Source organism: Flavobacterium sp. B183 (genome assembly GCF_023539155.1).
GTDB classification, from domain to species: Bacteria; Bacteroidota; Bacteroidia; order Flavobacteriales; family Flavobacteriaceae; genus Flavobacterium; species Flavobacterium tructae.
On sequence record NZ_CP097434.1, the window covers coordinates 3,356,902 to 3,371,471 of the forward strand.

Here is a 14,570-nt window from a genome sequence, read left to right on the forward strand (position 1 = left end):
ATTAATTATTTTTCGATTATCATGGTTACACCTTGTCCTCCGGCGGCGCAAATAGAAATTAGCCCGCGTCCGGACCCTTTTTCGTTTAACAGTTTAGCCATAACACCAATGATACGACCTCCTGTGGCAGCAAAGGGATGTGCTGCTGCGAGACTGCTTCCTTTCACATTTAATTTTTCGCGATCGATTGCTCCAAGGGTTTTAGGAAGTCCAATTTGAGCACTTAGCTCAGGACTTTCCCAGATTTTCAGAGTGGCTAGAACCTGAGCGGCAAAAGCTTCGTGAATTTCATAATAATCAAAATCCTGTAAGGTTAAACCCGCTTTATCAAGCATGCGACTGACAGCAAACAAAGGAGCCAATAGAAGATTCTGCTGATTTTTGACATATTCGATGGCAGCAATTTCAGCAAAGGTGATGTAAGCTAAAATGGGTAGATCATGTTCTTTTGCCCATTCCTCACTGGCTAAAAGAATGCAGGAAGCGCCATCCGTTAGCGGAGTTGAATTTCCTGCCGTTAAGGTTCCATTGATTTTGTCAAAGGCTGGTTTTAGCTTGGCCAATTTTTCCAGCGTGCTGTCTTTTCTTAAATTATTGTCCCGGTCAAGTCCGTTGAAAGGGGTAATCATATCGTTAAAAAAGCCGTCATCATAGGCTTTCGCCATATTGAGATGACTTTTAAGTGCAAAGTTGTCCTGATCTTCGCGAGAGATTTTGTAATGTTTGGCAGTGATTTCGGTGTGACCTCCCATTGAAAGTCCGGTTTGAACTTCTTCATTTTTGGGAACCAGCGGAGCCAAATCTCCAGGTCGAATTTTTAAAAAGAACTTTATTTTTTCAGTAATTGATTTTGCATTTCTGACATGGAGTAGAATTTTCCGAAGTTTGTCGCTCACCGCCATCGGAATATCGCTTATAGAATCAACACCTCCGGCAATTCCGCATTCAATTTGTCCCAATGCAATTTTATTAGCGATATAAATGGCACTTTCGATTCCGGTATCACAAGCCTGTTGCAAATCGCAGGCAGGAGTAGCGGGATCGAGCGTTGTTTTCAGGACACATTCTCTCATTAGATTATTGTCGTAAGTATGTTTGATTACGGCCCCTCCGGCTACTTCACCGATTAATTTTCCTTTCAGATTGTATTTGGCCACAAGACCATCAAGAGCAGCGGTCATCATTTGTTGGTTTCCAACTTCGGCGTAGGCGGTATTAGCTCTTGCAAACGGAATACGGTTGTATCCCACAATAGCTACTTTTTTGATTGTGTTTGTGTGATTCATAAGTCAGGTGGTGTTTTTGTCCTTAAAGATAAGCAGAGTTATTTACTATTGACGAATTTATAATCCAAAATAATAAGTCTTGGCATTGCATTTAACGATTTGATTTTGAATTATATTTATTTAGAATAATTAAAAATAATTTGCAAAACGATGTTTTAGCCCTTACTTTTGCCAGCGAAATAAAAACCAATACAAATAATTATGAATACCATGAGAATAAAAAAAGTTTTATTTTTTCTGATTTTTCTAAACTCATTAGTTATGATGGGGCAGGAAAACGGAAAAGTAGCCGGAAGGGTTTCTTTAACCGGAAATGTACCGGCAGAAGGTGTTTCTGTTGCACTTAAAGGAACAAGATACAGTGCTATAACGAACGAACACGGACAGTACGAAATTAAAAATGTTAAACCTGCGAGTTATACCATCAGCATCAGTGCAGTTGGAATTCGTCCCGTTGAAGACAGAATTACAGTGACATCAAAGCAAACGACAACTAAAAATTTCATGCTTGCGGAGAGCCAGGAAGATTTGGACGAAGTGGTGATTACTAAAAACAAATACAAGCAAGACAAGCCTTCTTTATCTTTACGTCTTCAAACTCCGGTATTGGAAATTCCACAGAATATTCAGATTGTGAGCGGTCAGACATTAAAAGATCAGCAGATTGTGAGTATGAGTGACGGAGTAATCCGAAATGTGAGTGGAGCCGTGCGCTCTGAGCATTGGGGAGATTTGTACACCAATATAAAAATGCGTGGTTCACAGGTTCAGGCGTTCCGTAATGGCTTTAATGTGGTTACTTCTTTCTGGGGACCTCTTACGGAAGACATGAGTTTTGTAGATCATATCGAGTTTGTAAAAGGACCGGCAGGATTTATGCTTTCCAGTGGTGATCCAAGCGGATTGTATAACGTGGTAACTAAGAAACCAACCGGAATGACAAAGGGTGAAGCCAGTGTAATTGCGGGAAGTTATGATTTTTACAGAGCGAGTATTGATCTTGACGGTAAATTGGACAAAAAAGGAAAGTTATTGTACCGTTTTAATGCTGCAGCCCAAAACAGAGGTTCGCACCGTTCCTTTGAACACAATAACCGTTATGTAATTGCTCCGGTACTTACCTACCAGATTGATGATAAAACAAAAATTACGGCGGAGTATAATTTTCAATATGCCAACATGACTGAGGTAGGTTCTTATTATGTGTTTGGACCTAAATCTGATGGATATGCCACTTTACCGGTTGGATTTACCCTGACACAGCCTGGTATTCCGGATACTAATATTCAGGACCATAGCGGGTATTTTATGTTTGAGCATAAGTTTGATGATAACTGGAAACTGACAGCACAAACTTCTTATTTCAAGTACATTCAGCAAGGATACAGTTCATGGCCTGCCAGCGTTGGCTCAAGTGAAAATACCCTTGGTAAAGGCAACATTATTAGAAATGTGGGTATCTGGGATGCAGAAAGTAATATGTATTTAGGCCAGGTATTCGTAAACGGGAAGTTCAATACAGGAGCTGTCACACATAAAATACTAAGTGGTGTAGATTTGGGGAATAAAGATTATATGGCAGATTGGGGACAGTCTCATGATCTTGATACGGCAGCTAATCCATTTAATGTTTACCATCCAAATTATGGTACACCTTCTAATGGTTTTCCGGCTTTTGATCGTGCAACACCGCTTTCTGTCAGAGCCGGAATTGGAGGCAGACTGGGACAAAAGTATGCAGCAGGTTACATTCAGGATGAGTTAGGTTTTTTTGAAAACAGGTTGAGATTGACTCTTGCGGCACGATACACTTGGATTAGTCAAAACAGTTGGGGAACGGATGAATCTGACAGTCATATTACGCCACGTGTGGGAGCTAGTTATTCTGTGACTGATAATCTGGCTGTTTATGGTTTATACGATCAGGCTTTTATACCACAATCCGGAATTATCCAAAATGGGGATCAGGTAAAACCACTTACAGGAAATAATTTGGAATTTGGGGTTAAGAAAGATTGGTTTGACGGATCATGGAGTACTACATTGTCGGCTTATCGTATCGTAAAACAAAATGAGCTTACTTCTGATCCTAAGAATGGACCAAACGATGTTTATAAAATTGTTTTGGGAGAGAAAAGAGCACAGGGTGTTGAATTTGACGTAAGAGGAAAATTATTAGACGGACTTAACCTTATTGCCAATTATGCTTTTACAGAATCTGTAGTTACAAGTTCAGTAGTTAAAACTATTGTAGTTGGTTCAGTAGTACCGGGCTTTGCCAAACATACTGCAAATGCGTGGTTGAACTACAGCATTCAAAGCGGAAAGTTAAAAGGATTAGGAGCTTCTATAGGAGGGACTTATCTTGCGGGCCGTCAGACAGACAGTTGGAGTGTAGGAGCTATAAGCTTACCAAACTATTTTAAACTGGATGGAGGGTTATCTTATGAAACCGGAAAGTTTAAAGTTACTGCCAACGTCTTTAACATTTTGGATAAATACCTTTACAGCGGATCTTACTATGAGTGGCTTTCTGCTTACTATTGGCAAACAGAAGCGCCAAGAAACTTTAGAGTGGGGGTAACGTATAAGTTTTAATTTTTTTAGGTTCTAAGGTACTGAGGTTCTAAGGTTCTAAGAGTAAACCCGACAGGTTTTTGAAACCTGTCGGGTTTTTTTGTTGTTATGAAATAAGAAATCCTTTTAATCTGTGCAATCTGTGGCAAAAAACTACCCTTTTTGAATGAGCGGAATCACTTTTGCACCAATAAGTTCTATAGCAGTCATGAGTTGTGTGTGCGTGAGACCAGCATTGTCCATTTGAAAGGTGAATCTGGAAATACCACCAAGTGATTCGCTGTGACGCAAAATTTTATCAGCAATGCGTTCAGGACCTCCCACAACCAATACACCCAGATCGTCAATTAATCCGTCAAATTTGGCTTTGGTCACGGGCGGCCACCCGCGTTCCAAGCCTAATTTTGTCCAAAGTTCAGCATAACCGGGATAATATTCTTCAATAGCTTTTTCGGTTGTATTTGCAGCAAATCCGGGTGAATGTAGTCCCACTTTAAGTTCTTCGGGTTGATAACCCGCAGCTTTTCCTGCTTCACGATACAAGTCAACTAAAGGACGAAAACGATGGGTCTGTCCTCCAATAACTGCGACCATCAAGGGAAGCCCTAACGATCCGGCGCGGATAAATGATTCAGGAGTTCCGCCAACACCCAGCCATACAGGAAGTTTTTCTTGCAAAGCTCTGGGATAAACTGGAAGATTATTTATGGAAGGGCGAAATTTTCCTGACCAGGTCACAAATTCATTGTCTCTGATTTGAAGAAAGAGATCTAATTTTTCTTTAAAAAGTTCATCGTAATCATTCAGATTAAATCCAAAAAGCGGGTAAGCTTCGATGGAAGATCCACGGCCTACTACAATTTCGGCTCTTCCTTTTGAAATTAAATCAAGAGTCGCAAAACTTTGATAGACTCTTACCGGATCGGCAGCACTTAGAACTGAAACAGCACTTGACAATCGAATGCGTTTGGTTCGTGCCGCAGCAGCACTTAAAATCACAGCGGTTGCCGAATCTAAAAATTCTTTTTTATGGTGTTCACCAATACCAAAAACGTCAAGTCCGGCCTGATCTGCCAGCTCGATTCTTTGGAGTAATTGTTCCATTGCATCAACACTGCTTAGCGTATTGTGGTCTCCATACATCGCCGAAGCGAAACTGTCAATTCCTATTTCCATTTTTTATAGCTTTAGGCTTTAAGCTTTAAGCAATATGCTTTTTTTAGAAAGCCTACAGCCCAATACTTATCGCGGTTAGTAAAGTATTATCGCTTAGTAAACCCGACAGGTTCTAAAAACCTGTCGGGTTTGGTCGTTATTAAGAAAGCCTAAAGCTTAGTGCCTATAGCTTAAAGCTTATAATTAATGTGAAAAACCAAAGGAAACGCTAATCAGAATAATCACAATAACTATTAAGGTGATGCCTACATACAGATAATCTTTTTCCAGTAAAAACGAAAATAGTGATAGTAAAACGCGTAAAACCGGAGTTAGAAAAAGCAGAATAATTCCAAAAAAGATTAAAGATTCACCGTTTCCCTGAATTACACCCTGATAAATTGCCGAAATTACTTCAAAGATATTACGGTCATTTTCATGAAAGACCGAATAATCTTCAATGTCTGTACTATGATGCAGTAAGTAAACAATTCCACCAATAAAAGCTACGGATAAAGAAATCCAGACGCCATAGCGCAATAAATTTCCGATAATGGTTTGAAAATCTTTTTCTCCAAATTTTTCCTTTTGCATAGTCTTAGATTTTTCCATTAATTCCGTTATAGATCATATTTACTGCCAATACAAAGATGAGACAGGCAAAGAATATTCTTAGTTTCTTAGGATTTGTTTTCACAAGAACTTTCGCTCCTGCCATCGCTCCAAAAAGCACACCAACCACTACAGGCATACAGATTCCGGGTTCGATGTATCCTTTCTGAATGTAAATGACAGAACTTGCCATTGCGGTAACTCCCATCATAAAGTTACTGGTGGTAGTAGAAACTTTAAACGGTACTCTCATAATATTGTCCATGGCGATTACTTTAAAAGCTCCGGAACCAATTCCTAATAAACCGGACATCATTCCGGCAATTCCCATCATACTGAAACCTCCTATAACATTTTTAGTCCCGTAATGAATAACTTTGCCATCGTGTGCGGGATAAGTGCCTTCTAATTTTAGTTTTTTAGCCAAAGGACTAGATTCTAAAACAATATGTTCTTCTTTTTTACGAAGCGAATTGATAGCCGAGAAAATTAAAGTAAGCCCGAATAAAACGGCAATAAACGAAGTAGGAGCAATGGTTGAAAGCAGGGCTCCGCAAACAGCACCTATTGTGGTGGCAATTTCCAGAAAAATACCCAATCGCATGTTGGTGATTCCTTCTCTCACATAAGCTGCGGCTGAACCTGAAGAAGTTGCAATTACGGAAACCAAGGCTGCACCAATTGCATAATGAATGTCAACGCCAAGAATGACTGTTAAAAGTGGAATTATGATAATCCCGCCACCTAAACCTGATAATGAGCCAATAAAACCTGCTAAAAAAGCACCAAGAATCATAATCAGGGTAAACGTAAGTACTGTCATTCGAATCAATTTTGTTACCGCTAATTTACGAATTGAAATTGGGAGAGGAACTTTTTTATTTCTTAATTAAAAACTAAAATGAGATCACTCTAAAGTAAAAAGGATGAAAAATAATGCCAAAATAATTCTAACTGATTGATTTTTAAATAACAATCAGGGAGGTTGATGCTGCGGTAAGATTGAAGAACTTACAGGTTGTCTTCTATTATTTTTTGCACACTATTGATAAAAGTCTCCGTATCCTTAACATCCTGCTTGATGTATAAATCGTATTTGGTTAATTTATACTGATCAATCATGTCCTTTTTTAAATACTTTATGAGAGATTCGAGTGTTCGGGTATCTTCCTCATTTTGCCTTTTTAGTTCCCTTTGTTTGCTTTGCAAGTAATCCAGACTGTTTTTTAATCTCTCGACATTTAACTTTTCCACTCTTTTCCTTCGTTTAAAATTATTTTATAAACGATATCCCGGGAGGTTATTAAGCTCAATATGCCCCAAAAACCATTACCATTTGAGTTTAATTCCTCCGGAGTATCGTATTTTCATACATACGTTTAAATTGAGAATTTAGATTTGGGAATTGTTATATAATTTGTATTGCGATTTACAAAATTTGTATTTGAGGTAAGCAGGTTGTCGAAAGCCCAATGTTTTGGTCTTTTTCGCAGGTAGTTATTTTTTAAGGATTTTATATTTTGAATGAGTTTTATAAATTTTTATTGGGATCGATTGTCTAAAGCGAGATACGTTTTGTCCAAAGAAGAAAGCAATAAGGCTGCCGCAGCACTTGTTAGAACCGAGTAATCAAAAGGAGCTTTTACAGAGACTGAAACAGCCATGGAGAATGCAAAAAGAAGCATTAAACCTGCAGTTCCCAAAGCAATGTAACGGGTTTTAAATCCTATGATGAGAAACAAACCAAACAAAATCTCAAAAAAAGTAGCCAAAGCTCCCAATACTTCTGCTAAGGATTTACTGGCAAAGGAGTTTAAGGTTTGGGTGTAAATAATAAAATTGTCCCAGTTTCCCCACGCAACTCCGGGAGCGCCGGGTGCACCCCAAAGACCAAAACGGTCGGCAACTGCAGAGAGCATCGTAATTCCTAAAACAATTCTTAAAACAAAACCTGCCTGTGTTGTACCAATTTTTCTCATTTGGATCTTTTTAGGTAAAGGTAACAAGATGTTCTGCTACTTTGATGATTATTTTTGAGACCAAGCTATTTTAAGAACTCTTAAATCCATCTTCCTTATCCTTGAAGGCCCATGCCGCCATAGCTTCGATAACAGGCATTAAACCTTTTCCCGACGGACTTAAGCTATAGGTCACAAAAGGAGGTACAACGGGTTTAGCTTCTCTAATGACAAGATGGTCGGCTTCTAGCTGTTTTAAATGTTGTATCAGCATCTTTTCGGTAACTGCAGGGATAGCCCTTTTTAGTTCGCTGTAACGTTTGCTTCCGCCTGAAAGATGGTAAATGATAATGGGTTTCCAATAGCCTCCAATTTTTTCCATAACATAAGTTACAGGACATTGGTCTAAAGCATATTGTTTATTTTCTTGAATAGTCGATGATTCTTTGATGGCGGTCATAGTGCATACTTTAGGGTAAGTACTTGTATAAAAGTAAGTACAAATATACCTTTGTTACAGAACATAAAAAATAAACAGAGATGAAAATTACAATTTCAGGATCATTAGGAAACATAGGTAAGCCATTGACCCAAAAACTTATTGCCTCGGGACACGAGGTAACAGTAATCAGTAGTAGTTCAGACCGCGTAAAAATTATTGAAGCAGCAGGAGCAAAAGCAGCGATAGGTTCTGTAAGTGATGCCGCTTTTTTGCAAAGCGCATTTGAAGGAGCTGATGCTGTATTTGCAATGACTCCGCCTAATATGGGAGGAGTTAATATCATTACCAATACTACAGACGCCGGTAAAGCACTTGCAAAAGCCATAGCAGCTGCCGGAGTAAAACGTGTTGTAATGTTGAGCAGTATTGGTGCAGATTTACCAAGAGGAAATGGTCCAATTGCCGGACTTCATAATATCGAGAAATTATATGAGTCATTAGAGAACGTATCGGTTACGTATCTTCGTGCGGGTTTTTTCTACACGAATTTGTACCATGATGTTCCAATGATTAAGGGAGCGGGAATTATTGGAGCAAATTATCCTTCTAACACTACAATTCCTTTTGTACATCCTGAAGATATTGCCGCAGCAGTGTCTGAAGAATTACTAAAAACGATAGCGGGAAAGAACATTCGTTATATTGTAAGTGATGTACGAACTCCAAATGAAGTAGCCAAAACTTTAGGCTTAGCCATTGGAAAACCGGATTTACCATGGATAGAATTTACCGATGTACAATCTCTTGACGGAATGAAACAAGCGGGACTCCCGGAAGAAATTGCTGAATTGTATACCGAAATGGGATCAGGTTTTAGAAACGGTAAAATTGCAGCACATTTTTTAGGCGATTATAATTCTGTTGAAGGACGAACTAAACTGGAAGATTTTGCAAAAGAATTTGCCGCTAAATTTTAAATAGTAAAAGTAAGAAGCTGGTTTTAGGATCAGCTTTTTTTAGTATTTGAGAATTCTAAAGTGCTATTGATTTTTGATAAGAATATACTGGTTTAGTATAAAATTATACCGTTTGTAAGATTCGGACTGTATTTATCTTTGTAATAATAATAGAACTTAAAAATTATAAAGATGAAAGCCATAGGATTTAAAACATCGTTACCAATTGCTGAAGAAGAGAGTTTTATAGCATTTGAAACTCCAAAACCAGTTCCAGGAGAGCGTGATTTAGTAGTAAAAATTAGTGCAGTATCTGTTAATCCCGTCGATTTTAAAATTCGTCAAAATAGTACAAAAGATACCGTTTTAGAAACTCCGAAGATTATAGGCTGGGATGCTGTGGGTATTGTTGAAGCGGTAGGAGAGAAAGTAAGCCTGTTTAAGGTGGGAGATGAAGTTTTTTATGCCGGAGATATTACCAAACCGGGTAGTAATGCCGAATACCAGGTTATTGACGAACGAATTGTAGGCAGAAAACCAAAGTCCTTAAGTCTTGAAGAATCGGCAGTCATACCTTTAACCGGTTTAACGGCTTGGGAAATTCTCTTTGACCGCATCCGAATCAATCCTGAAAAAGATAAAGGTAAGTCGATCTTAATTATTGGAGGGGCAGGAGGAGTAGGTTCGATCGCTATTCAATTGGCCAAAAAAGTAGCGGGTCTCACGGTTATTGCAACCGCATCCCGCCCAGAAACTATAGCCTGGTGCAAAGAGCAGGGAGCGGATTATGTAGTTGATCACCGAAATTTAATTGCTTCGGTTCAGGAAGCCGGGTTTCAACAGGTCGATTTTATTTTAGATTTTGTAGATACGAATTCGTATTGGGATACTATGGTAGAATTGATTAAACCCCAAGGGCATATTGCTTCTATTACCGGAAGCAGTGATCCCGTGGCTTTGAACAAACTGAAAAATAAAAGTGCCTCCTTCTCGTGGGAGCTTATGTACACACGATCGATGTATGAAACCGATGATATGCAGGAACAGCACGTTATTCTTAATAAATTGGCTGATCTTTTAGATCAGGGTATGCTAAAATCAACGCTAAATGTAACGCTAACAGGTTTAACAGTAGCGAATTTCAAAAAAGCGCATGAACTTTTAGAGTCAGGAAAAACTATAGGAAAAATTGCTATTAAGTTCTAAAGACAAGCAGGGATAAGATTATGAACCTTTTAATATCTTAAAAACGTATTCTTTGTAGCTTGCCCCGATAGGAATTTCTATGGAGCCAATTTCAACATCATAAGCGGTAAAGGCAGTAATGTTTTTTAAATTGATGATAAAAGAACGGTGTACGCGAAGAAAATCTTTTCCCTGAAGTTCCGCTTCAATATCGCCGATTTTGTATTTAGAGGTTAGTTTTATGCCTTCCTTCTGATGCACCACAATGTAGTCTTTCACACTTTCAATAAATAGAACATTATCTGTATTGATTTTATGAAATTTAGTACCGCTTCTGATGTAAATAAAACTCTCGAGAGGCGGCGTTATAATTTTAGTATTGCTTGGGCCACTGATACGTAAATAACGATCAGTGGCTTTAAAAAAGCGATCAAAAGTAATAGGTTTGAGTAAATAATCTACAATGTCATGTTCGTAGCTTTCCAAAGCATATTCACGATAAGCCGTTGTGAAAATAATAGACGGAGGGTTTTTCAATGTCTTTAAAAAATCAATTCCCGTGATCTGAGGCATTTTAATATCCAGAAACATCAGGTCAACAGCCGTAGTTCTTAATACTTCGGCAGCTTTTAAGGCATTCGGACAGGTTCCTACAATCTCAAAATAATCCAGCTTACTGATGTGATTTTGCAGCAGGTTTATGGCCAAAGGCTCATCATCGACTAATAAACATCTTATTTTCATTTTTCTAAGCTTGGTTGGAATCGTTTTGCAGCTTGATTTCTAAATGGGCTGTAAAATGAGTATCGTTTTTGGCAACCTCAAAAGTATAATTTTCCGGATAAATTTTGTCCAGCTGCTGTATGATATTGTTCAGTCCAATTTTACCGTTTTCAGATTCAGTTTCACTTTTCCCAATAGTGTTTTTAACCGTAAAGGTAAAATGATTGTTCTTTAGTTTTAAATCAATAACTATAACGGGGGAATCCGTATCTTCTCCGGCGCCATGCTTAAAAGCATTTTCTACTAATGAAAGTAAAATTAAAGGCGCAATAACATCATTATGGTCGATATCGGTATTAAAAATAACACTGAGCCTTTCATCATATCGTAATTTTTCAAGTGCAATATAATTGTTAAGCAATGCAATTTCTTGCGAAACAGGGACATATGTGCCGCTGCAGCGATATAAAATACAATCTAGTATTTCAGACAATACGGCAATTGATGGTGAAGTAATGGGCGAATTAACAAGGGAAAGCGAATAAATATTGTTGAGCGTATTGAACAAAAAATGAGGATTCAATTGGGCTTTTAGCACTTTCAATTCCGTTTCCGCCTTTTGCTTTTCCAGTAACAATGCTTTTTTCTGAACTAAATACTGGTTTTTAACCTGTTTTACAAAAACAAAAAATAAAGAAAGAAAAAAGGATTGAATAAAATACGATCGAAACAACTTTGAAATATCTGTAAAGATTTCAAAAACGGACTCCTGTATAAAAGGAGGGGTGCGTACAATAGGTTCCAGTACATAAATGATTATAGTTCGGTTAATAGCCGAGATAAGATAACAGCCCACTATAAATTCAAGCCAGACCATACTATGATTTTTGGGCGTCATTAAGCGCGGAAGAATACGGTAGGAAAGGAAATAGGCAAACAGCATAGAGAAAAACAGATCGAATGCAATTCCCAGCATTTCATTTGGAATGTTTAATGCAGGATCATCAAAATTGTTTTTACCAAGGAACATAATATACAGGCAGAACCAAAACACAATATGTGTTGGAACTCTGTGCGCTGAGGAATAGTTGATGAGTTTTTCGAATATTGACATAGCAGACCAAAGTTAGTATTTATTTACAAAGAGAAAGAACGTGTCGACAAACAGGTTCAAAAAAGACATTAACGCATGAAAAGCGTAGATAAACATCGTTAATACTCGTTATTTAATGGTTTATCGATCTGAAAGAACTGTATAGCATGCGCTTAATTTTTGCATACAATTAAAGAAGAGTTTTGGTGAAAATTATAAACGAAACCAAAAATGAAAAAGCTCATCTTACTCATCATCCTTTCTTTAGGCTTTGAAGCTGTGGCACAGACCAATGAATTTACGCTTAAAGGAAAAGTTATGGATTCAAAAACAAAACAATCCCTGTCCTATGTTACCGTCACGCTGGAATCGTCTGATCAGAAAAAAAGAACGGTTTCTTCTGATGAAAACGGGATGTACGTTTTCAAGAGTCCTCCCGGAAATTATCAGTTGAAAATCGAATTTATATCCTACAAACCATTCACCGTAAACGCGATTTCACTTCAGAAAGATCTGATTTTAAAAGACGTTTTACTGGAAGAAGAAGTCAATGAACTGAATGAAGTGAATGTGGTAGCTGAAAAATCGGCCGTAGAACTAAAAATGGATAAAAAAGTATTCAACGTTGGGAAAGACATTCTCTCCAAAGGCGGAACAGCTAACGATATTTTGAATAATGTTCCTTCTGTGAATGTTGATATTGCCGGGGCCGTAAGCCTTAGAGGCAATAGTGGTGTTACGGTTTTAATTAATGGAAAACCATCCATGTTAACGGCCAATAACGGTTTGTCTCAAATTTCGGCGGGGAATATTGAAAAGGTAGAAGTTATTACAAATCCCTCAGCGGCTTACGAAGCGCAGGGGAGTGCAGGAATTATAAATATCATACTAAAGAAAAACAGTATGCAGGGATTCAACGGTTCGCTGCAGGCAGGAATAGGAAATCCGGCAAATCATAGCCTGAATGCCAATGTGAGTTATAAAACCGAAAAAGTCAATTTGTTTTCCAATATAGGATACCGTTATATTGACGTTTTTGCTTCCAACAGACAGTTTCAGCGCAATACCAGCAACAATGTAGTAACCACGCTGAATCAATACGATGATATCCGAAGAAATAATAGTATCTACAATATTTACATAGGAGGAGATTATTACATTAATGCCAAGAATACCTTAACCGGAAGCTACTATCGAGACAGAAACAATAACAATTACAAAACAGCTATTGGGTACGAGTATGCCAATGCCAATAATGCAACTGACAGTATCATCAATCGCTACGAAAATTATAAGGAACCAAAGTTTTACAATGCCTTAGAATTAAATTATGTAAAAACATTTGATAAAAAGGATAAAAAATGGACGACCAGCCTGCAATATGATTTTTGGCACGACGATGAAAATCAATACATCGATCAGCAAAAAACGATGCCTTATGAACCCGAAGTTTCTAATCTGTACAGCCGAGATATTGAAAGCAGTAACGATATCTTTCTAAAGTCTGATTTTGTAAATCCGATAAACGAAAATTCTAAAATTGAGATGGGAATCAGAAGCGATTTGCGTGCTATCAGAAGTGATTATTATACGGTTTTGGATGAGGTGCTACAGGATCAGTTTACCAATAAATTAAAATACGACGAGAACCTTTATAGTGGTTACATTCAGTTTGGAAGTAAAATTAAAAAGTTCAGTTATCTGGCAGGTTTGCGGGCAGAGTTATCCGATATAAAAATTGCCGATTCTAAGAACTTGTTCAGCAACACTAAAAATTATATCAACCTATTTCCAACCGTTCATTTAGTATACAATCTAACCGAAAAAACGGACTTACAGCTTAGCTACAGCAAACGTATCAACCGTCCGAGGTTTTGGCAGCTGAATCCTTTTTCCGGGCTTTCAGATTTGCGCAATCTTACCGTAGGAAACCCTGATTTGAATCCGATGTTTACGAATTCTTTTGAATTGACTTTACTGGCTAAACCCGGAAAATTTAGCATCAATCCGTCTGTATACTATCAGCACACTACCGATTTTTTCGAGTATATTCTACAGCGTACCGATGAAAATTATTTTGTGAGAACACCGGTAAATCTGGACACCGAAGATCGTTACGGAGCAGAAGTTTCTTCAACTTACAGTCCAACAAAATGGCTGAGACTGTCTTTGGATTTTAATTACTACAAATTTAAGCAGCAAGGTATTTACAAAGAGGTAGTTTATGATGTGGAAGATGAAACCTGGCTGTCAAGTTTTCGTTCGGTTGTGAAGTTTCCAAAAATCATTTCGGGCGATTTTAGTTTTAAATACCGAGGTAAAAATCAGGGAGTTCAATCGGTTACCGAGGCACAATACTCGGCCAATATTGGTTTAAACAAGGACTTTTTTAACGATAAAATGTCGGTTACTTTAAATGTGAACAACCTTTTCAATTCGCAACTAACCAAACAAACGGTCAGCACACCGCTCTATTATTTAGAATCAGAGTTTCGTTCGCAGGGAAGATATATCAGACTGACTGTAATTTACCGTTTCAACCGAAAAAAGAATGAAGCCGACAGACTTCCGGATTCTGAATAG

Annotated in this window: 13 protein-coding genes; 4 read left to right on the forward strand and 9 right to left on the reverse strand. The window is 37.9% G+C overall.

From position 1 onward, the window contains the following. Positions 1-5: 5 nt before the first annotated feature. Complete coding sequence (locus M4I44_RS14245; protein WP_249965093.1) at positions 6-1,286, reverse strand: acetyl-CoA C-acetyltransferase; 1,281 nt, start codon at positions 1,284-1,286, stop codon at positions 6-8. Between the two features lie 210 nt (positions 1,287-1,496). Between M4I44_RS14245 and M4I44_RS14250 the strand changes: the two genes are divergently transcribed. Further along, positions 1,497-3,884 carry a TonB-dependent receptor gene (locus tag M4I44_RS14250; protein ID WP_249965094.1) on the forward strand — a complete coding sequence of 796 codons (2,388 nt, stop codon included), beginning with the start codon at positions 1,497-1,499 and terminating at the stop codon, positions 3,882-3,884. 132 nt (positions 3,885-4,016) lie between these two features. Here M4I44_RS14250 and M4I44_RS14255 read toward each other — a convergent pair whose 3' ends face one another. The 6 genes from M4I44_RS14255 to M4I44_RS14280 form a co-directional block, all read right to left on the reverse strand. Continuing rightward, a complete protein-coding gene (locus tag M4I44_RS14255) occupies positions 4,017-5,039 on the reverse strand; it encodes an LLM class flavin-dependent oxidoreductase (RefSeq protein ID WP_249965095.1) in 1,023 nt (340 codons plus the stop codon). Positions 5,040-5,222: 183 nt separating this feature from the next. Then, positions 5,223-5,612 carry a DUF1634 domain-containing protein gene (locus M4I44_RS14260; RefSeq protein ID WP_249965097.1) on the reverse strand — a complete coding sequence of 130 codons (390 nt, stop codon included), beginning with the start codon at positions 5,610-5,612 and terminating at the stop codon, positions 5,223-5,225. A gap of 4 nt (positions 5,613-5,616) precedes the next feature. Next, complete coding sequence (locus M4I44_RS14265; RefSeq protein ID WP_017497585.1) at positions 5,617-6,453, reverse strand: sulfite exporter TauE/SafE family protein; 837 nt, start codon at positions 6,451-6,453, stop codon at positions 5,617-5,619. A 188-nt stretch (positions 6,454-6,641) separates the two neighbouring features. Then, on the reverse strand, positions 6,642-6,884 hold the full coding sequence (locus tag M4I44_RS14270) for a hypothetical protein (RefSeq protein WP_124020557.1): 243 nt from the start codon (positions 6,882-6,884) through the stop codon (positions 6,642-6,644). A 287-nt stretch (positions 6,885-7,171) separates the two neighbouring features. Further along, on the reverse strand, positions 7,172-7,609 hold the full coding sequence (locus tag M4I44_RS14275; RefSeq protein WP_249965098.1) for a DoxX family protein: 438 nt from the start codon (positions 7,607-7,609) through the stop codon (positions 7,172-7,174). Between the two features lie 70 nt (positions 7,610-7,679). Further along, on the reverse strand, positions 7,680-8,048 hold the full coding sequence (locus tag M4I44_RS14280; protein ID WP_249965099.1) for a helix-turn-helix domain-containing protein: 369 nt from the start codon (positions 8,046-8,048) through the stop codon (positions 7,680-7,682). Between the two features lie 80 nt (positions 8,049-8,128). Here M4I44_RS14280 and M4I44_RS14285 point away from each other — a divergent pair, with 80 nt between their 5' ends. Next, entirely contained in the window at positions 8,129-9,007 is an 879-nt protein-coding gene (locus M4I44_RS14285; protein ID WP_249965100.1) for an NmrA family NAD(P)-binding protein, read from the forward strand. Between the two features lie 171 nt (positions 9,008-9,178). Then, on the forward strand, positions 9,179-10,192 hold the full coding sequence (locus M4I44_RS14290) for a zinc-binding alcohol dehydrogenase family protein (RefSeq protein WP_249965101.1): 1,014 nt from the start codon (positions 9,179-9,181) through the stop codon (positions 10,190-10,192). Positions 10,193-10,210: 18 nt separating this feature from the next. Here M4I44_RS14290 and M4I44_RS14295 read toward each other — a convergent pair whose 3' ends face one another. Together M4I44_RS14295 and M4I44_RS14300 are read right to left on the reverse strand one after the other, a co-directional pair. After that, the gene (locus tag M4I44_RS14295) at positions 10,211-10,915 is read right to left on the reverse strand and encodes a LytTR family DNA-binding domain-containing protein (RefSeq protein ID WP_249965102.1); all 705 of its coding nucleotides are present in this window, start codon (positions 10,913-10,915) and stop codon (positions 10,211-10,213) included. A gap of 4 nt (positions 10,916-10,919) precedes the next feature. Next, positions 10,920-12,008, reverse strand: a complete 1,089-nt coding sequence (locus M4I44_RS14300) for a sensor histidine kinase (RefSeq protein WP_249965103.1) — start codon at positions 12,006-12,008, stop codon at positions 10,920-10,922. A gap of 210 nt (positions 12,009-12,218) precedes the next feature. Between M4I44_RS14300 and M4I44_RS14305 the strand changes: the two genes are divergently transcribed. Beyond that, entirely contained in the window at positions 12,219-14,570 is a 2,352-nt protein-coding gene (locus M4I44_RS14305) for a TonB-dependent receptor (protein ID WP_249965104.1), read from the forward strand.

What these genes read in the sequence shown, in the direction of transcription:
- M4I44_RS14245 (WP_249965093.1), bottom strand. Translation starts at nt 1,286, where the DNA reads ATGAATCACACAAACACAATCAAAAAAGTAGCTATTGTGGGATACAAC.
- M4I44_RS14250 (WP_249965094.1), top strand. Translation starts at nt 1,497, where the DNA reads ATGAGAATAAAAAAAGTTTTATTTTTTCTGATTTTTCTAAACTCATTA.
- M4I44_RS14255 (WP_249965095.1), bottom strand. Translation starts at nt 5,039, where the DNA reads ATGGAAATAGGAATTGACAGTTTCGCTTCGGCGATGTATGGAGACCAC.
- M4I44_RS14260 (WP_249965097.1), bottom strand. Translation starts at nt 5,612, where the DNA reads ATGCAAAAGGAAAAATTTGGAGAAAAAGATTTTCAAACCATTATCGGA.
- M4I44_RS14265 (WP_017497585.1), bottom strand. Translation starts at nt 6,453, where the DNA reads ATGACAGTACTTACGTTTACCCTGATTATGATTCTTGGTGCTTTTTTA.
- M4I44_RS14275 (WP_249965098.1), bottom strand. Translation starts at nt 7,609, where the DNA reads ATGAGAAAAATTGGTACAACACAGGCAGGTTTTGTTTTAAGAATTGTT.
- M4I44_RS14280 (WP_249965099.1), bottom strand. Translation starts at nt 8,048, where the DNA reads ATGACCGCCATCAAAGAATCATCGACTATTCAAGAAAATAAACAATAT.
- M4I44_RS14285 (WP_249965100.1), top strand. Translation starts at nt 8,129, where the DNA reads ATGAAAATTACAATTTCAGGATCATTAGGAAACATAGGTAAGCCATTG.
- M4I44_RS14290 (WP_249965101.1), top strand. Translation starts at nt 9,179, where the DNA reads ATGAAAGCCATAGGATTTAAAACATCGTTACCAATTGCTGAAGAAGAG.
- M4I44_RS14295 (WP_249965102.1), bottom strand. Translation starts at nt 10,915, where the DNA reads ATGAAAATAAGATGTTTATTAGTCGATGATGAGCCTTTGGCCATAAAC.
- M4I44_RS14300 (WP_249965103.1), bottom strand. Translation starts at nt 12,008, where the DNA reads ATGTCAATATTCGAAAAACTCATCAACTATTCCTCAGCGCACAGAGTT.
- M4I44_RS14305 (WP_249965104.1), top strand. Translation starts at nt 12,219, where the DNA reads ATGAAAAAGCTCATCTTACTCATCATCCTTTCTTTAGGCTTTGAAGCT.